Origin of the sequence: Saccharothrix tamanrassetensis (assembly GCF_014203665.1) — a bacterium.
Lineage (GTDB): Bacteria > Actinomycetota > Actinomycetes > Mycobacteriales > Pseudonocardiaceae > Actinosynnema > Actinosynnema tamanrassetense.
This window is the reverse complement of record NZ_JACHJN010000003.1, coordinates 204105-222098: the sequence shown is the minus strand read 5'-3', so window position 1 is coordinate 222098 and position 17994 is coordinate 204105. Positions and strand designations below refer to the sequence as shown.

The 17994-nt window shown below is 72.4% G+C and carries 18 protein-coding genes; 5 read left to right on the top strand and 13 right to left on the bottom strand.

All coding sequences use genetic code 11. The features are described from left to right. Positions 1-7: 7 nt before the first annotated feature. Both FHS29_RS10110 and FHS29_RS10105 read right to left on the bottom strand, forming a co-directional pair. Entirely contained in the window at positions 8-2881 is a 2874-nt protein-coding gene (locus FHS29_RS10110) for a helicase-related protein (protein WP_184690309.1), read from the bottom strand. A 14-nt stretch (positions 2882-2895) separates the two neighbouring features. Continuing rightward, entirely contained in the window at positions 2896-4485 is a 1590-nt protein-coding gene (locus FHS29_RS10105) for a fatty acid kinase ATP-binding subunit FakA (RefSeq protein WP_184690308.1), read from the bottom strand. Positions 4486-4630: 145 nt separating this feature from the next. On the opposite strand from FHS29_RS10105, the gene rpmB reads away from it, so the two are divergent. Beyond that, positions 4631-4822 (top strand): 50S ribosomal protein L28, encoded by a 192-nt coding sequence (rpmB, locus tag FHS29_RS10100; RefSeq protein WP_015804671.1) that lies wholly within the window; start codon positions 4631-4633, stop codon positions 4820-4822. Between the two features lie 152 nt (positions 4823-4974). Here the strand turns inward: rpmB and FHS29_RS10095 are convergent, their stop codons facing one another. From FHS29_RS10095 to FHS29_RS10080, 4 genes are read right to left on the bottom strand one after another with little or no spacing between them, the layout of a single operon-like run. Next, positions 4975-5649: a uracil-DNA glycosylase gene (locus tag FHS29_RS10095; RefSeq protein WP_184690307.1), complete on the bottom strand. Its 675-nt coding sequence runs from the start codon at positions 5647-5649 to the stop codon at positions 4975-4977. A 14-nt stretch (positions 5650-5663) separates the two neighbouring features. Beyond that, entirely contained in the window at positions 5664-6185 is a 522-nt protein-coding gene (locus FHS29_RS10090) for a gamma carbonic anhydrase family protein (protein WP_184690306.1), read from the bottom strand. A gap of 20 nt (positions 6186-6205) precedes the next feature. Continuing rightward, the gene (locus FHS29_RS10085; protein WP_184690305.1) at positions 6206-6676 is read right to left on the bottom strand and encodes a GNAT family N-acetyltransferase; all 471 of its coding nucleotides are present in this window, start codon (positions 6674-6676) and stop codon (positions 6206-6208) included. A 14-nt stretch (positions 6677-6690) separates the two neighbouring features. Continuing rightward, on the bottom strand, positions 6691-7656 hold the full coding sequence (locus tag FHS29_RS10080) for a thiamine-phosphate kinase (protein WP_184690304.1): 966 nt from the start codon (positions 7654-7656) through the stop codon (positions 6691-6693). Between the two features lie 97 nt (positions 7657-7753). On the opposite strand from FHS29_RS10080, the gene FHS29_RS10075 reads away from it, so the two are divergent. Then, on the top strand, positions 7754-7987 hold the full coding sequence (locus FHS29_RS10075) for an Lrp/AsnC family transcriptional regulator (protein ID WP_015104517.1): 234 nt from the start codon (positions 7754-7756) through the stop codon (positions 7985-7987). Between the two features lie 20 nt (positions 7988-8007). Further along, positions 8008-8589, top strand: coding sequence for a DUF3515 domain-containing protein (locus FHS29_RS10070; protein ID WP_184690303.1), 582 nt, complete (start codon positions 8008-8010; stop codon positions 8587-8589). A 69-nt stretch (positions 8590-8658) separates the two neighbouring features. Here the strand turns inward: FHS29_RS10070 and FHS29_RS10065 are convergent, their stop codons facing one another. After that, positions 8659-9729, bottom strand: coding sequence for a D-alanine--D-alanine ligase family protein (locus FHS29_RS10065; RefSeq protein WP_184690302.1), 1071 nt, complete (start codon positions 9727-9729; stop codon positions 8659-8661). A 34-nt stretch (positions 9730-9763) separates the two neighbouring features. Next, the gene (pdxR, locus tag FHS29_RS10060) at positions 9764-11146 is read right to left on the bottom strand and encodes a MocR-like pyridoxine biosynthesis transcription factor PdxR (RefSeq protein ID WP_246440160.1); all 1383 of its coding nucleotides are present in this window, start codon (positions 11144-11146) and stop codon (positions 9764-9766) included. 67 nt (positions 11147-11213) lie between these two features. Here pdxR and FHS29_RS10055 point away from each other — a divergent pair, with 67 nt between their 5' ends. Continuing rightward, positions 11214-11861 (top strand): pyridoxamine 5'-phosphate oxidase family protein, encoded by a 648-nt coding sequence (locus tag FHS29_RS10055; RefSeq protein WP_184690300.1) that lies wholly within the window; start codon positions 11214-11216, stop codon positions 11859-11861. Here FHS29_RS10055 and FHS29_RS10050 read toward each other — a convergent pair. The 4 genes from FHS29_RS10050 to FHS29_RS10035 form a co-directional block, all read right to left on the bottom strand. Beyond that, positions 11845-12312 carry a cysteine dioxygenase gene (locus tag FHS29_RS10050; protein WP_184690299.1) on the bottom strand — a complete coding sequence of 156 codons (468 nt, stop codon included), beginning with the start codon at positions 12310-12312 and terminating at the stop codon, positions 11845-11847. The genes FHS29_RS10055 and FHS29_RS10050 overlap by 17 nt on opposite strands. Before the next feature lie 312 nt (positions 12313-12624). Continuing rightward, the gene (locus tag FHS29_RS10045; protein ID WP_184690840.1) at positions 12625-13689 is read right to left on the bottom strand and encodes a cystathionine gamma-lyase; all 1065 of its coding nucleotides are present in this window, start codon (positions 13687-13689) and stop codon (positions 12625-12627) included. Positions 13690-13807: 118 nt separating this feature from the next. Then, the gene (locus FHS29_RS10040) at positions 13808-14794 is read right to left on the bottom strand and encodes an NAD(P)H-dependent glycerol-3-phosphate dehydrogenase (protein WP_184690839.1); all 987 of its coding nucleotides are present in this window, start codon (positions 14792-14794) and stop codon (positions 13808-13810) included. 19 nt (positions 14795-14813) lie between these two features. Then, positions 14814-15515 (bottom strand): lysophospholipid acyltransferase family protein, encoded by a 702-nt coding sequence (locus FHS29_RS10035; protein WP_312864849.1) that lies wholly within the window; start codon positions 15513-15515, stop codon positions 14814-14816. Between the two features lie 153 nt (positions 15516-15668). Here FHS29_RS10035 and cofC point away from each other — a divergent pair, with 153 nt between their 5' ends. Next, positions 15669-16271 carry a 2-phospho-L-lactate guanylyltransferase gene (gene cofC, locus FHS29_RS10030; RefSeq protein WP_184690297.1) on the top strand — a complete coding sequence of 201 codons (603 nt, stop codon included), beginning with the start codon at positions 15669-15671 and terminating at the stop codon, positions 16269-16271. Between the two features lie 108 nt (positions 16272-16379). On the opposite strand, the gene FHS29_RS10025 is transcribed toward cofC, so the two are convergent. After that, on the bottom strand, positions 16380-17960 hold the full coding sequence (locus tag FHS29_RS10025) for an LVIVD repeat-containing protein (protein WP_184690296.1): 1581 nt from the start codon (positions 17958-17960) through the stop codon (positions 16380-16382). Positions 17961-17994 lie beyond the last annotated feature (34 nt).

Genomic DNA, 17994 nt, shown 5'->3' with positions numbered 1-17994 from the left:
CGCGCATCTAGGCCTTCTCCAGGTATTCCGCCCGTTCCTCATCCAGCAGGCCGGCCACCAGGGATGCCAGGCCCGGGTGCTCGGCCAGCTCCGGATCGGTGTCGACCACCTGGGACGCCACCTGCCTCGCCTCGGTGATCACGTCCTCGTCGCGCAGCAGGGACAGCATCTTCAACCCCGAGCGCTTGCCGGACTGCGCCGCGCCGAGGATGTCGCCCTCCCGGCGCAGCTCCAGGTCCAGTTGCGCGAGTTCGAACCCGTCCAACGTGGACTCGACCGCCCGCAACCGCTCCATGGTCGACGTGCCCTCGGGCATCTCGGTCACCAGCAGGCACAGCCCCGGCGCGCTGCCGCGGCCGACCCGACCTCTGAGCTGGTGCAGCTGGCTGACGCCGAAGCGGTCCGCGTCCATGATCACCATGACGGTCGCGTTCGGGACGTTCACGCCCACTTCGACCACGGTCGTGGCGACCAGGACCTGCACCTCGTTCCCGGCGAACGCCCGCATCACCGCGTCCTTGTCGTCCGGCGGCATGCGGCCGTGCAGGATGTCGACCCGCAAGCCCTGCAACGGGCCTTCGGCCAGGCGTTGCGCCACGTCCACCACCGCCAGCGGCGGGCGGCGGTCCGAGCCGTCGTCCTTCGGGGGCTCGGTGCCCTCCTCGCCTTCGCCGTCACCGATCCGCGGGCACACCACGTACACCTGGTGCCCCTTGCCCACCTCTTCGCGGATCCGCTGCCACGCCCGGTCGAGCCACGCCGGTTTCTCCGCCATCGGCACGACGGACGTGCTGATCGGCGATCGGCCCTGCGGCAGCTCGCGCAGCGCGGACACTTCGAGGTCGCCATAGACGGTCATCGCCACGGTGCGCGGGATCGGGGTCGCGGTCATCACCAGCACGTGGGGCGTCGAGCCGCCGGCGCGTCCGCTGAGGGCCGCCCGCTGCTCGACGCCGAACCGGTGCTGTTCGTCCACGACGACCAGGCCCAGGTCGGCGAACTCGACCTTGTCCTGGATCAGCGCGTGCGTGCCGACCACGATGCCGGCCTCGCCGGTCACGATCTCCAGCATCGCCTTCTTGCGCTGCGCCGTCGCCATCGAGCCGGTCAGCAGGGTCACCCTGGTCGCGTGCTCCGCCCCGCCCAGCTCGCCCGCCTGGCCCAGGTCGCCGAGCAGGTCGCGCAGCGACCGGGCGTGCTGGGCCGCCAGGACCTCCGTCGGCGCGAGCATCGCGGCCTGCCTGCCGGCGTCCACGACCTGGAGCATCGCGCGCAGCGCGACCATCGTGTTGTGCGTGACGACGAAGTGGTCCGTCACGTACAGCCGCGACGGGTGCGCGACCGAGATGCACTGCACCGGCTTCACGCCGACGAACTCGACCCGCTCGACGTACCGCACGGGCGTCGCGGTCCGGTCCAGCGCGTCCCGGAACGGCGGGAACTCCTCGGGCAGCCGGACGGTCACCTCGTGCTGCTCGTAGCCGTGGCGCACGATCCCCGTGCCGCCCAACGACTCCGCCAGCTCGCTCACGTACTCGGCCAGGTGCGTCGACTCGGTGCGGAACACCACGTCCGTCCCGTCGCACGACCCGCCGGTGGTCAGCAGTCCCTGCAACAGCTCGTGCCGCTCCTTGACCGGCGCGAGCTCGACGCAGTCCACGTCCGGCGCCACGACCATCGGCAGCCGCCAGCGGCGCGGGTCGTCCCGGGCCAGCAGGTCGTCCCGGATCTCCCGCAGCGCCACCACCTCGCCGGCGTGCGTGGCCCACAGGTGCTCCAGGTCGCACTCGACCGACTTGCCGTCGGACAGCACCACCCGGAACACCTCGCGCTCGCCCTGCGGGAACACGCCGGTCACGGCGGTCGGCGAGCCGTCGCCGGCGATGACCTGGGAGCCGACCTCGATGTCACCCATCGGGATGAAGCCGTCCGGCGTGAGCACCAGCGCGTCCAGCGGCTGCGCCTTGCCGGAGCCGACCTCGCCCTGCAGCAGGCGGTTCATCGGGTGCTCGCCGGACAGGTCGCGGGCGATCCGCTCGCCCACCTCCTGCTGCCCGGCGGTCAGCTCGAACGGCAGCCGCGCGTCGAACGCGTCGGCCACCAGGCCCGGCCGGGGCGGGCACGCGGGCGCCGGGCGCGCCGTCGCGGACTTGCGCCGCTGCGCCAGCGCCAGCTGCACGGCCATCGCCTCGTCCCACTTGAGCCGCTGCTGCGCCACCGCGATCGCGGGCCACCCGTCCGGCCGGTGGATGTCCCGCAGCGCCTTCTCCAACGGCACCAGGCCGCGTTCCGCGCGCAGTTCCGCCGGCAGCGGGTCCTCGGCCACGCCGTCCCACACCGCGAGCACCTGCTCGACGCAGTTGGACACGTTCCACGACTGGATGCCCTGCGCCGCCGGGTAGACCGGGATGAACGCGCCGGCGAACTTCGCCACGGTGCCGCCGGTGGCGTCGGCGTCGTCCGTCTCGTCGTCCAGCACCTGGTAGTCGGGGTGGGCGAGCTGGAGCTTGCCGTTGAACATGCCGACCTTGCCCGCGAACATGGCCTCCCGGCCGGGCAGCAGCTCCCGCTCCACCTTGCGCGAGCCGCGCCCGAAGAACACCAGGTGCAGGTCGGAGGAGCCGTCGGTGATCACCGCCTCCAGCAGCTCGCCGTTGCGGCTCTTCATCCGCCGCTGCCGGGCGCTCTTCACCCGCGCCTGCACGGTGGCGTGCTCACCCAGTTCCAGGCCCTTGATCTCGGTGAGCTTGCCGCGCTCGTCGTACCGGCGCGGGTAGTGCCGCAGCAGCTCGCCCACCGTGGTCAGGCCGAGGCCGCTCTCCAGCGCGTCGGCGCTCTTCTTCCCGAGCACCGACACCAGCTTCTCGTCGAAGGTCGTCATCCCGGCCTATTCAACTACTCGACACCGACGCTCAGCACGGCGCCGGGCTGTCCACCCCGATATGCCGCCAGTTCAACCTCCGGATGGGCGACCCTGAGGTGGTTCTCGAGCACCTCGTCCAGCCCTTCGGGGGCTTCCTCGCCGAGCAGCACCGTGACCAGTTCCCCTCCGCCCGCGAGCATCCGGTCCACCAGCCGGCAGGACAACGCCGGCACGTCCGCCGGACCGGGCTCGACCAACACGACCTCGCCGTCCAGCATGCCAAGGAGGTCACCCGGTTGGCAGCGCCCCACCCAGGTGATCGCCTCCCGCTCGGAGACCTTCACCTCGCCCCGCCGGGTCGCGGCCGCCGCCTCGGCCATCGCCACCACGTCGTCGCCCGGCCGCCTGGAGGGGTCGTGCACGGCCAACGCCGACAGCGCCTGCACCGGCGAGAACGTCGGCACCACGACCACGTCCTGCCCGGACGCGACCGCCTGGGCCACCGCCTCCTCCAGCGGTTCGCGCAGGTCCGGGTCGCCGGGCAGCAGCGTCACGTGCCGGGCGCGGGTGCTCACCACGACGGCGAGCAGGTCCGCCGGGTTGTCGGTCGGCTCGGCCACCACCGCGCCCTCGGACCGGAACAGCTCCGCCGCGCCCTCGCCCTCCACCAGCACCACGACCGCCCGGTCGCGCACGAACCGGGGGGCCTGGGCGGTGATCTGGTCGGCGAACCGGGCCACCGTGATCCGGTGCGGGCGGCCGTGCGCGATACCGGCCTCGACGGCCGCGCCGATGTCGTTGCAGTGGACGTGCACGGTCCACAGGTCCGCGCCGTCGCCCACCACCGACACGCAGTCGCCCAACGCGGCGAGCCGCTGCTTGAGCAGGTCGGTGTCGGAGGCGCCGTCGAGCAGGTACATGACCTCGTACTCGTACTCGGCGGAGCCCGCCTCACGGGCCGTGGTGAGCGATTCCGGGGTCCGCGGCGGCGAGGCGGCGAACGGCACGTCCAGCGGCCGGCCGGTGATCACCGCGACCAGCGTGTCCAATAGCACGACCAGGCCCTTCGCGCCCGCGTCCACCACACCGGCCTCGGCCAGCACGGCGAGCTGCCGGGGCGTGTCCGCCAGCGCCAGCGCACCGGCCTTCGCGGCGGCCGTGACCACGTCGTCCAGGTTGTCGGACGGGCAGTCGCGAGCGGCTTCCGCAGCGGCGTGCAGCACGGTCAGCACCGTGCCGGGCACCGGCCGGGAGACGGCGGCCGTGGCCAGTTCGTCGGCGCGGTGCAGGGCCCTGCGGATCGCCTGCGCACCGGCCGTGGCGGCGTCCTGCGCGGCCTCGGCCAACCCCCGCAGCACCTGGGACAGGATCACGCCCGAGTTGCCCCGCGCGCCCGCCAGCGCGCCCCGCGCGAGCGCGGCCAGCGCCTGCCCGACGGAGTCCACCGGGGTCCTGAGCAGGGAGTCCTGCGCCGACCGCATGGTCTGGGAGAGGTTGGTGCCGGTGTCGCCGTCGGGGACCGGGAAGACGTTGATGCGGTCGATGTCGTCGCGGTTCGCATCCAGGGAACGGACACAGGCGTCCGCCCACTGGCGCACCGCGACCGCATCGAGAGCCTGCATGGCGAGGAGGGTATTCGACCCGGTTTGGAGGGGACGCCCGCCATTGGCTACCCTGTCCAGGTTGCCATGCCCGGCTGAGGCTTGTGCACGCTTGCGCGCCCGCCGGGGCGTGAGTACCGCTTAAGAACCTTAAGGAGTGGCTGACGTGGCTGCCGTGTGCGACGTCTGTGGCAAGGGGCCGGGCTTCGGCAAGTCGGTCTCGCACTCCCACCGGCGCACCAATCGTCGGTGGAACCCGAACATCCAGACCGTGCGCGCGAAGGTCTCCTCTTCGCAGCGCCAGCGGCTGAACGTGTGCACCTCGTGCCTGAAGGCGGGCAAGGTGGTGCGCGGCTGAGACCGCGTTCGAAGCGTTGCCGAAGGCCCCCGGAACCTGGTTCCGGGGGCCTTCGCGTGTGCTCTCACCCGATGCTGACCGGCCACCGCGACCCGGCTGCGGCAACCAGGCCGCGGCAACTCGGCTACGGCGACCCGGCTACGGCGATTTGGCTACGGCAGCTTCCAGTCGATCGGCGCCGCGCCCTGGGCGACCAGGAGTTCGTTCGCCTTGCTGAACGGTCGCGAGCCGAAGAAGCCCGCCGCGGCCGACAGCGGCGACGGGTGGGCCGACTCCACGCACGGGAACGGCGCGAGCACCGGCTTGAGGTTGCGGGCGTTGCGCCCCCACAGGATCGCCACCAGCGGCTCGTCGCGGGCCGCCAGCGCCTTGATCGCCTGCTCGGTGACGGCCTCCCAGCCCTTGCCCTGGTGGGAGTTCGACTTGCCGGGCTGCACGGTGAGCGCCCTGTTGAGCAGCAGCACGCCCTGCTCGGTCCACGGGGTCAGGTCGCCGTTGGAGGGCTTGGGGTGGCCCAGGTCGTCCATGTACTCGCGGTAGATGTTGATCAGGCTCTTCGGGATCGGCCGGGTCTCCGGCGACACCGAGAAGCTCAGGCCCACCGCGTGGCCCGGCGTCGGGTACGGGTCCTGGCCGACGATGAGCACGCGCACGGCGTGGAACGGCTGCTGGAACGCGCGCAGCACGTTCTCCCCGGCCGGCAGGTAGGTCCGCCCGGCGGCCACCTCCGCGCGCAGGAACTCGCCCATCTCGGCGATCCGATCGGCTACCGGGGCCAGTGCCTGCGCCCAGCCGGCTTCCACGACTTCCTCAAGCGGACGTGCCACGGCCGGACCTTATCTCAGTCGAGACGACGGAGATCCTTGCGGTAGGTCAAGATGTTGTTCACGTACTTGTCGATCGCGAACTGCCACGCGCCGTCCGGGACGACGTACCCCTCGCGGATCTTCGCAGGCACGCCCAACGCCATCGACCGCGTCGGCACGTGGCCGTTGAACGACACCACCGCGCCCGCGCCGACGATCGCGCCGGTCTCCACAACGGAACCGTTGAGCACCACCGAGCCGGACGCGATGAGGCACCGGTCGGCGATGGTCGCGCCCTCGATGTGCACGTTGTGGCCGATGACGCACTCCTCGCCGATCAGCACCGGGTGCACTTCGGTGCAGTGGACGACCGTGCCGTCCTGGACGGACGTGCGCGCGCCGATCTCGATGCGCCCGTAGTCACCGCGCAGCACGGCCTGCGGCCACACGGACGCGTGCGCGTTGATGTGCACGTCTCCGATCACCGTGGCGTCCGGGTGCACGTAGGCGTCCGCGTGGATCACGGGCTCGTAGTCGCCCAATGCATAGATCGCCACCGCGACCCTCCTCAGTGGTCCTAGAGATCCTTCGCGTAGCAAAGGCTTTCCGGATGATGCCGGTAGACACCGAAGTTGTCGATGCGGCGGTAGCCACTCGACTCGTAGAGCCCGATCGCCTCCGGCTGCCGCAGGCCGGTCTCCAGCACCATCCGCCGACGCCCCGCGACGCGCGCGGCCGTCTCCAGCCCGGCGAGCACGACCCGCGCCAATCCCTTGCCCCGCAACGAGTCCGCTGTGTACATGCGCTTGATCTCGGCGTCGCCGACCCGGATGGAACCGTCCGCCACGTCGTGCGCCCGCCACCCGCCGCAGGCCACCGGCACGCCGTCCAGGTACCCGACGACGAAGTGGCCCAGCGGCGCGGCGAACTGCGCCGGGTCGACCGGCGTGGCGTCCTGCTCGCCGTAGCGGACCACGAACACCTGCTGGAGCTCCGCGATCAGCTTCGCCGAGTCTGGATGATCATACGCCCGAGTGCATATTTCCACACCGGTCAGGCTACCTACCGCCAGTGCTCCCAGCCAGGGGGTTTCTCGTACGCCCGACCGTCCACAGTCACCCCGCTGCCGTGCCGCACGGTGCCGATCGTGCGCCACCCCTCGGGGACCGCCGCCGGCTCCGGGAACGTCGCGGCCAGCGCGTGGTCCTCCCCTCCGGTCAGCACCCAGTGCCGCGCGTCGGCCCCCAGCGCGGAAGCCACGTCCAGCAGTCGCGGGTGGACCTCCAGCAGCTCCGTGCGGATGTCGATGCCGATGCCCGACTCGTCCGCGATGTGCCCGAGATCGGCCAGCAGCCCGTCCGAGACGTCGATCATCGCCGTCGCGCCGGCCGCGGCGGCCTGGGGCCCGGCCGCGTAAGGAGGTTCGGGATTCCGCTGTGCCCCGACGACGGCCACCGGCGACCGGAACCCGCGTCCCAGCACGGCCAGCCCACCGGCGGCCCACCCCAACCGCCCGCACACGGCCACGACATCACCCACTTGGGCTCCCGACCGGGTGATCGGCTCGAACCCGCCCATGTCGCCCAGCGCGGTAACGGAGATCACCAGTGTCGCGGAGGACACCATGTCCCCGCCCACCACGCCGGCACCCGCGACGGCCGCCTCCTGCCACAGCCCGGCGGTGATGCCCTCGACCAGGGAGGACGGGGTGTCGGGCGGGCAGGCCAGGCCGATGAGCAGCGCCGTGGGCATGGCGCCCATCGCCGCCACGTCGGCCAGGTTCACCGCCGCCGCCTTGCGGCCCACCTGCTCGGGAGACGACCAGTCGAGTCTGAAGTGGACACCCTCGACGAGCACGTCCGTGGACACCACCACCCGCCCGTCGGGTGCGGCCACGACAGCCGCGTCGTCACCCGGCCCGAGCAGGGTGGTGGGCGGCTGCGTCCGACCTGCCGTCACCCGGCGGATGAGACCGAACTCACCCACTTCAGCGACCGTGTCCGCGTTCCGCGGCGGCTCCGGACGCAAGATTGCCTCCCGTTCTGAGCATTCGGAACCCCGACTGGGGTACGTTGCTGACCACGTTCCTACCCCGACCTAACCTGTCGCGACGAAGGGGCACGCCGTGGTGCACGCATACATCCTCATCCAGACCGAGGTCGGGAAGGCAGCCGCCGTCGCGGCCGAGATCTCCGGCATCCCCGGAGTGGCCACGGCCGAAGACGTCACCGGCCCGTACGACGTCATCGTGCGCGCCGAAGCGGACACCGTCGACCAGTTGGGCCAACTGGTGGTCGCCCGCATCCAGAACGTCGAGGGCATCACCCGAACCCTGACCTGCCCGGTGGTCCACCTGTAGCCCCGTGTTGTCATAACGGGGTGGCACCGGAACCAGAACCCACCCCGCTGCTCCCCAGACCGCTGCTGGCGGTGGCCGTAGGCCTGCCGGCACTGCTGGCGGCAGGCGTCGCGGCCGTGGGCCTGTTCCTGGGCACGGGCGGGCAGGACGAACCGGCCGACCCCACCTCGGCCCGTTCCGGCCCGGTGGCGCTGGTGCCGGTACCCGCGCCGAAGGCCGAGGGCGAGGAATGCCAGGCGCTGCAGAGCAAACTGCCCATGCAACTGGTCTCCAACGGAGCCACCCTGCCGCGCCGGGAACTGGCCGCACCCGCCCCGCCCGGCGCCGTCGCCTGGGGCGACACCCGCCACGACCCCATCGTGCTGCGGTGCGGCCTGGACCGACCGGCCGCCCTGACCCCCGGCTCCACCCTGCGCGTCGTCTCCGACGTGCAGTGGCTGGAGATCACCGAGGGCACCACCGCCACCTGGTACGTCGTGGACCGCCCGGCCTACATCGCGTTGACCATCCCGTCCGACGCCGGCACAGGGCCACTGCAGGACATCTCGACGACCGTCCGCGACACCCTGCCCACCACCCCCGTGGACACCCGGGGCAACTGACCCCGCGGCCAGGACGCCTTTCTCCGCACCGGAAGCGCGATCCAGGCGGACGTGGCCTCCGGCCCCCCGTCACCGCAACCCGGTCCCCCGGGCCAACGCCGTCTCGATCAACGTCGTCAGCAACGCCGAGTACCCGATCCCCGTCTCCGCCCACATCCGCGGGTACATCGAGATCGGCGTGAACCCCGGCATGGTGTTCACCTCGTTGATCACCAGCTCGTCGTGGTCGGTGACGAAGAAGTCCACCCGCGCCAACCCCTGGCAGTCCAACGCCCGGAACGCCGTGACGGCCGTCGCCCGCAACTCCTGCGCCACCCGCGGCTCCAACGCCGCCGGGATGTCGAACTCGCACACGTCGTCGAGGTACTTGGCGTCGAAGTCGTACCAGTCGACCTCCCCGCCCACGATCCGCAGCTCGGCCGGCACCGAGGCCTCCACCCGACCGTCCGGGAACTCCAGCACCCCGCACTCGACCTCGCGACCGGCCACCGCGGCCTCGATGATCACCTTCGGGTCCGTCTTGCGGGCCAGCGCGATGGCGCTGTCCAGGTGCGCCCAGTCCGCCACCTTCGAGATGCCGACCGACGAACCCGCCCGCGCCGGCTTCACGAACACCGGCAGCCCCAACCGGTCCCGGTCGTCCACCGACAGCGTCTCCTGGTCCCGGCGCAGCACCACGTACTCGCCCACCGGCAGCCCGGCGCCGTGCAGCAGCCGCTTGGTGAACTCCTTGTCCATCGCCACGGCGGACGCCAGCACGCCGGGCCCCACGTACGGGACGGACCCCAGTTCCAGCAGGCCCTGGATGGTGCCGTCCTCGCCCCACGCCCCGTGCAGCACCGGGAACACCACGTCGACCTCGCCCAGCACCTCGTCCGGCGCCACCGGCACGAGTTGCCCGCCCGACGCGGGAACCAGCGAGTTCACCGTCGGCAACCGGCGGTCGCGCACCTCCAGCGCCCTGGTGTCGTCCGCGCCGATCACCCACCGGCCCTCGTCGTGGGTGATGCCGACCGGCACGACCTCGAATCGGTCGCGGTCCAGGTGCGGGAGGATGCTGCCGGCGGACAGGCAGGAGACCGTGTGCTCGCTGCTGCGCCCGCCGAACACCACGGCGACCTTGGTCTTGCGTCGAGTCATGGTTTCCGACCCTACCCGGATGGCTCAACCGCGCTCAGCTCGGACGCAGCAGCTCCACCAGCACCGGCAGGGCGTCGACCAGCTGCTCCCGCGAGCACGCCCCGTAGCCGATCGCGACCCCGAACACCTTCGGCCGCCCCGCGTGGTGCCGGGCCAACCCGTCCAGCCTCAGCCCGCGCGCCTCGGCGGCGACCAGCAGCTCCCGCTCCTCGGCCGCATCCCCCAGCAGGACCACCACGTGCGCGCCGGCGTCGTCCCCGAGCACCTCGACCCCCGCCGAGGCCAATGTGGACGCCACCAGCGCCCGCCGCTCGGACAGCTCCCGCCGCAGCTTCCGCAGGTGCCGGCCCAGGTCCCCGGTCCGCGCCAGCTCCACCAGCACCCGCTGCCCGGCCGCCGACGGACTGGTGCCCGTCCGGTCCCGGTGCGCCAGCACCTCGGCGGCGATCGGCTCGGGCGCGACCATCCACCCCGCGCCCAACGTCGGCGTCAGGATCTTGCTCGTGGTGCCCAGGTGCACCACGACGTCCGGGGCGAGCGCCGCCAACAACGGCAGCGGAGCCACGTCGTAGCGCAGCTCGCCGTCGTAGTCGTCCTCGATCACCAGCCAGCCCTCACGACGGGCGCGCTCCACCAACGCCACCCGCCGGCCGGCCGACATCCGCCCGCCCATCGGGTACTGGTGCGCCGGCGAGCAGTAGACGCCCCGGACACCCTCCGGCACGCCCTCGACCAACAACCCCTCGGAGTCCACCGGAGCCTGCACGACCTTGATCCGCGCCGACCGCAACGCGCCCACGGCCCGCTGGTACCCGGGCTCCTCCACGGCGACCACGTCGCCGGGCCGCAACACCGCCGACGCCAACTCCACCAGCGCCGCCGTGGTCCCGCCGGTCGCCAGCACCGACTCCTCGCGCAACCCGCCCCGCACCGCCAACCCCCGGTGCCGCAACAGGTGTTCGGCCACCACTTCCCGGTACTCGGGCAGCCCGCCCCGCTGGGGCCGGAACAACGGCAGCGAGTCCGCCGCCGCCCGCCAGGCCCGCCGCCACGCCGCCCGGTCCAACCCCTCCGCCCACGGGGCTCCGGGCGCGAAGTCGATCACGTCCACCGCCGGCTCCGGCGCGGACACCCGACGCGGGCGCCCTTTCAAGGACCCCGGCGGCGTCGTCGTCACGTAGGTGCCCGACCCGTGCCGCCCGGCGATCCAGCCCTCGGCGTGCAGCTGCTCGTATGCTGCTGCCGTCACGGTCCGGCTCACGCCCAGCCGCTCGGCCAGCGCGCGGGTCGACGGCAGCCGGTCGCCGCTGCGCAGCCGCCCGTCGGCCGCCGCCGCCCGCAACGCCTCGGCGAGCTGCACGGCCAACGGCTCGGCCGCTGAGCGGTCCAGGGTCACCGGCAGCGCGGTCTCCGTCAAAGTGGCCTCCTCACTTTGCCGGGGATTGGCACTTGAAGAATGCCACTTTACCGGTGAGGCTGCGGTCATGACGTTGTCACCGACGCCCCGGAGCACCATCAAGCGCGGCCGCAATCGCGCCGTGACCGAACGGGACGCCCTGTACGCCGTGCTCGACGCCGCCCTGGTCTGCCACCTCGCCGTGGTGGTCGACGACGCGCCGCTGGTCCTGCCCACCGGCTTCGGCCGGGACGGCGACACCATGTTCCTGCACGGTTCCACGGGCGCGCGCAGCCTGCGCGAGGCGGCGACCGGCATCCCGGTGTGCGTGGCGGTGACGCTGCTGGACGGCGTGGTCTACGCGCGCTCGGTGTTCGACCACTCCATGAACTACCGCGCCGCCGTCGTCCACGGCACCGCCGTGCCGGTCACCGACCCCGCCGGGAAGACCCACGCGCTCCAGGTGCTCACCGAGCACATCGCGCCCGGCTCCTGGGACTACGCCCGACTGCCCACGGCCAAGGAGCTGGCCGCCACGTCGGTGCTCGCGCTGGACCTCACCGAGGCGTCGGTGAAGATCCGCAGCGGCCCGCCCGGCGACGAGGACGAGGACGTCGCCGCCAACGCCAAGTGGGCGGGCGTGCTGCCGCTGCGCACCCACTGGGGCGAGCCGGAGCCCGACCCGGCGCTGGTCGGCGACTGGGACGTCCCCGCGCACGTCAGCGGACGGAAGTAGCCCCGTCCACCGGGTCGAACCGGTACGGGCGCATGGTGCGACCGCCGTCGCGGTACACGTGGATCGTGACGGCGGGGTCCGGCCCGTCGTTGCGCACCTGGTGCACGTAGTCCGGGCCGAACACCCGGGACTGGCCCGCCACCAGGTGGTGCAGCACCTGGGTCCGGCCGGGCGCGACGATCTCCGTCAGCGAGCCGCTGACCAGCGTGAAGGCCCCGGTGCTGGGGCCGTGGTCGTGCAGGTCGGTGTGCTGGCCGGGCAGCCAGCCCATCAGCCAGACCTCCTGCTCGGGCGTCTTCTCGACCAGGGCGGAGAAGCGGGTGTCGGGGTCGTAGCGCAGCAGGTGGGCCCAGCGCTCCCGCCGTGCCGCCATGTCGAGCGCGATCCGCACGGGGTGCAGCGCGGCGTGCGACTGGGGCAGGGCGATCGTGTTCTCCGGAACGGCGAACATGGTTCCTTCTCGGGAGGAAGTGCGGTTGTGCAGGCGTCAGAGGCCTGCGGGACGCAGGTCGATCACCGAGGAAGACAGAGCGCGCTGGCGACCAGGCCGAGGTCGATGTGACCCCGCCCGTCGATCATGGCGCGGAAAGACATGCCGAAAGACTCGCAGGACCTCCCCACCGGAGCAACCGCATCCCACGAATTGGACCCCCTATCACCCGTTGGAGCGACACCGGCCCTCAGCGCACTTCGACACGTCAGCGCGACCGCAGCACGTCAAAGCGACCTCTGCACGTCGGCGCGACCAGAGCACGTCGGCACGTCAGAGCGATCGCAGCACGTCCGCCACGAGATCCGCCGTGTCCTCGCACCCCGCCGACAGCCGGACCAGCCCCTCCGGCACCGGATCGCCCCACTGCGCCCGCCGGTCCAGCGTCGTGTGCAGCCCGCCGAAGCTGGTCGACGCGGCCACCAGCCGCGACCGCTCCAGGAACGAAGCCACCGCGGCGGCGTCCCGCAGCACGAACGTCAGCACCCCGCCGAACCGCCGCATCTGCCGTGCCGCCACCTCGAACGCCGGGTCCTCCGGCGCACCCGGCCAGCGCAGCCCGGACACCTCCGGCCGCACCTTCAACGCCTCGTGCAGGGCCGCCGCGTTCTGCGCCTGCCGCGCCAGCCGCAGGTCCAGCGTGCCCAGCCCGCGATGCGCCAACCAGGCCTCGAACGGCCCCGGGATGGCGCCACCCACCGTCCGCGCCGAACGGACCCGCTCCGCCAGCTCTTGATCCACAGTGGACACGTGCCCGAGCAGGACGTCGCTGTGCCCGGCGACGGCCTTGGTGTCGCTGCTCACCACGATGTCCGCGCCCAACGCCAGTGGTCGCTGCCCCAACGGCGTCGCGGTGGTGTTGTCCACCGCCACCAGTGCCCCCGCCGCGTGTGCCCGCGCGGCCAGGGCGGCGATGTCGCACACGTCCAGCCCGGGGTTCGACGGCGACTCCAGCAGCACCAACCGCACCCCGTCGAACGACGGGTACGGCCCCACGGTGGGCGCTTCCACCACGTTGACCGGCATTCCGGCGACCAGCGTCCGGCTCAGGTAGTACCCGTCGGCGGGAACCACGACGGTGTCACCGGGCGCCAGGACCACCCCCAGCAACGTGGAGATCGCCGCCATCCCGGACGGGAACAGCACCGCCTCGCCGCCGTCCAACTCCCCCAGCGCCGCTTCCAGCGCCCGCCAGGTCGGGTTGTGCGAACGCCCGTACGTGTCGGAGCCGCCCAGGTGGTAGGCCGACGCGAACACCGGGCCCGCCATGAACGGCTCGCCCGCCGCGGCCGACACCGAGTGCACCACCCGCGTGCCGTCACCCCACTCGCTCACCACCACACCCGACCCATCGCAAGACCCCGCCCGGTGCCGCACGCAGTGACGCACGCACTGCTGACGCACGCGCTGACGCGCCCGCCACCGCACGCACCACCCGACCCGCTGCCGTACCCGCTCACTGCCGTTCCGCCTTACGTTCCCGACCCAGCAACGCCGCCGTCAGCGCACGCGGGTCCAACCCGTCGTGGCACACCCCGTGCACGCCGTCCGTGATCGGCATGTCCACGCCCAGCCGCGCGGCCAGCTCCCGGATCGACGAGCACGACTTCACCCCCTCGGCGACCTGTCCGTGCGCGGCGTCCTGCGCCTGCGTCACGGTGTCGCCGCGGCCGAGCCGTTCGCCGAACGACCGGTTGCGCGACAACGGCGACGCGCACGTGGCCACCAGGTCGCCCAACCCGGCCAGCCCGGCGAACGTCAACGGGTCCGCGCCCAGCGCCGCGCCCAGCCGCGCCGTCTCGGCCAGGCCGCGCGTGATGATCGACGCCATCGTGTTGTCGCCGAACCCGAGCCCGGCCGCCATGCCGCACGCCAGCGCGATGACGTTCTTGCACGCGCCGCCCAGCTCGCAGCCCACCACGTCCACGTTGGTGTAAGGCCGGAAGTAGGAGTTGGAGCACGCCTGCTGGAGGTCCACCGCCCGGTCGTGGTCGGTGCACGCGATGACCGTCGCGGTCGGCTGCTCGGCCGCGATCTCCTTGGCCAGGTTCGGCCCGGACACCACCGCGACCCGGTCCTCCGGCACGTCCGCCACCTCGCGGATGACCTCGCTCATCCGCTTGAGCGTGCCCAGCTCCACGCCCTTGGCGAGGCTGACCAGCGTCGCACCGGCCGGCAGGGCGGAACGCCACTGCCCGAGGTTCGCCCGCAGCGTCTGGCTCGGCACGCCCAGCACCACGGCCCGCGCCCCGTCCAACGCCTTCCCGGCGTCGGCGGTCGCCACCAGGTTCGGCGGCAGCACGGTCGTCGGCAGGTAGCCCGAGTTGACCCGCGACCGGGTGATCTCGTCCGCCACCTCCGCGCGCCGCGCCCACAGCACCACGTCCGTGCCCGAGTCGGCCAGCACCTTCGCGAAGGCCGTGCCCCACGACCCCGCACCCATCACCGCGACGCGCTCCACGTCAGTTCTTCTTCGAGTAGAAGCCGTCGGGCGCGGGCTCCTGGCGGATGTCCGCCAGCAGGTCCTTCACCTCGCCCATGAGCACGTCGGTCACCTCGCGCAGCAACGAGATCGACTGGGGCTTGGCGCGGTGGGCGGACAGGTCGACCGGAGCACCGACCTTCGTCACCACGGTCTTGCGCGGGAGCGGCCGGAACTTCCCGCGGTAGTGGTCGTACACGTCGCGGGTGCCCCAGCGGGCGGCCGGGATGACCGGCACGTCGTGCTCCAGCGCCAGCCGGGCCACGCCGGTCCGCGAGTTCATCGGCCAGCCGTCCGGGTCGCGGGTGATCGTCCCCTCCGGGTAGATGATCACCAGCAGGCCTTCCTCCAGCGCCTCGTGCGCCGCCCGGAGGCTCTGCTGGGCGTCGGCGGTGCCCCGGTAGACCGGGATCTGCCGCGCGCCCTTGACGACCGTGCCGAGCACGGGGACCTTCCACAGGCTGTGCTTGGCCAGGAAGTGCGGCACGCGCCCCTGCTTGTGGGTGAACACCGCGTCGTAGACCGGGTCCAGGTGGGACACGTGGTTCATCACGATGAGCGCGCCACCCGTCTTCGGGATGTGCTCCACGCCTTCGTTGCGCCGCCGCGCCATCAACGCGGTGGCCGGGTAGAAGACCGCCGCCGCGACCCCGACCCAGAACCCGCCCTTCTCCTTCGCCACTGCACTCCCCATCGGATTGCGCCGCCTCCGGCGTCGCGGACTCGGCCGCCCGGCAAGTCGGCACGTCGAGCCGGATTTCCGGTGGTCACGCTCTTCGATCGCCGGAAATCCGCCTCGACCTGCCGACGCGGCCTCGTGGGAGAGTATGGCTGTATGCGCGCGGATGTGGACCTGGTGGTGCCGGTCAAGACCCTGCAACGGGCGAAGACGCGGCTGGTGGGCGTGACCGACGACCGGCCGGCGCTGGCGCTGGCGTTCGCCCTGGACACCATCGCCGCCGCGCTCCCCGCCGTGCGCAGCGTGCTGGCGATCACCGAGGACCCGGCGGTGGCCGCGGAGCTGCGGGCGATGGGCGTGGGCTCGATCCCCGGCCCGGAGGGGCTCAACGAGGCGCTGCGGTTCGGCGCGGCCGTCCTCCGACGCCGCGACCGGCACCGCGTGGTGGGCGCCCTGCAGGCCGACCTGCCCGCGCTCCGGACCGACGAGCTGGAACTCGCGCTGGCCGCCGCCGGCGGGCGGGCGTTCTGCCCGGACCGGCAGGGCACCGGCACGACGCTGCTGCTGTCGGCGCCCGGACAGGACCTGGAGCCGAGGTTCGGCGTCGGGTCGGCGGAGGCCCACGCGGCGGACGCGCAGGTGTTGGTCGGACCGTGGCCGACGCTGCGCAACGACGTGGACACGGCGGCGGACCTGGAGCTGGCGACCCGATTGGGACTGGGGCCCCGCACCTGCGAGGCCCTCAGCCCGGTCTGCTGACCACTCGATCCCCCGACCTACCCGGCCCGCTGACCTACCCGGCCCGCGGACCGGGCCGATCTGTCGGCCCGCCCGGTCCGCGGACCGGGCGGGTCCGTGGCCGGCCGGCTAGCAGCAGGCCGAACCGTCACCGCAGCCGCGACCGCTCAGCATCGGGCACGCGTACCCGTAATCCGGGTCCGGAGCCAGCGGCAAGCGCTTGCGCGGGCCGTCGGTCGACCTGAACGACGCCGCGACGGGCGCGGTCTTCAGCGTCACGTTGGTGTGCGTCGCCTGGGCGTCGTACGCGGCCTTGGTGAGCTTCAGCACCTCCACCCCGCGCGCGAAGTCCGCCACGATCACCCGGTCGCGGTGGAAGTACGGCGCCCACGACACGGCGCCCTCCGGTCGCCAGTAGGCGACCTGGATCGGGTTCTTCGGGTCGGTGATGTCCAGGAACCGGGTGCCCTGCTCGTACCAGGAGTACGCCACGATCCGCTTCTGCACGTCGAAGTAGTGCGCCGAGCAGAACACGTCCGGGCCGGGCAGGGTGCCCTCCTGGTCGTCCGGGCTCCAGATGCCGACGGTCTTGAGGGTGAACGGCTTGTCCGGCGTGGCCCGCCACGACTCCCCGTTGGTCGAGCCCTCCAGGGACGAGATGACGAACCGCCCCTGGTCCTTGCACGTCGGGGACTCGTAGGCCTCCTCGGTGTGCAGCAGCAGGCTGCCCGCCGGGTGCTCGCGGGTCGGCTTCGGGCCGTCGTGCAGGGTCCGGCCGACCGGTCGGAACGAGTTGTGCGAGAACGACGTCGGCATGTCCAGCTTCGGGGCTGCGCCGCCCGCGTACGGCACCGGGTCGTACGGCGTAGCCTCGCGCACCTTGCCGGTCAGCGGATCCCGGTGCCAGCCCCGCGTGTAATAGCCGCGGGTGCCGCCGGTGCCCGCCACCCACGCGATGCCCGCGCCGTCCACCTGGACGTCGTGGGTCATGTGCGTCTCGCCCTGGTTCCGGTTCAGGTCCACGTACGTGGCCAGGGTCTTGGGGTTGCGCGGGTCGCGCAGGTCGGTCACGAACACCTTGCCGGAACGGCGGTAGGAGTCCGGGTCGGTGGACGGCGTGCCGTCGTAGCCCGTCGTCCACAGGTAGGTGCAGTCGTTGATGCACGTGGTGATGTGGCCGGTGCCCATCGAGGCGAAGTTCAGCAGGTCCAGCTTCGCCGGGTCGGCCGCCGAGATGACGTAGACGCCGGTCGGCCGCTCGTTGCCGGGCTTGCGGCCGAACGCGTTGCGCTCCCGGGCCAGGAACACCAGCTTGCGCTTCGGGTCGACGGTGACGTCCTCGTTCTCCCAGAACCGCTGCTCCGGGTCGTCGCCGGGCAGCGCCAGCTCCTGCTTGGTCAGGTGGTCCAGCAGCTTGGGGTCGTCCTGGTCGGTCACGTCGTAGGTCTTGAGGCCGAACGTCCCGCTGACGAACATCACGTCGCGGTGCCGGTACTGCACGAAGTTGATGGAGATCGCGCCCACGGTGTCCGGGATCGTCTTGCGCAGCTCCACGTTCTTCGCGGCCGGCGCGAGGCCGTTGCCCGGAGCACGGGCCGTCGCCGCTTCGCCCTGCCCGACGGGTGCGTCGGGAACGGGTGCCGCCGTAGCGCTGCCCAGGCCCAGGAAGGCGAACAGCACCCCCGCGACCACCCCTGCCAGAAACCTCATGCCCGCCACTCCTCCTTCACGCCCACCAATCCAC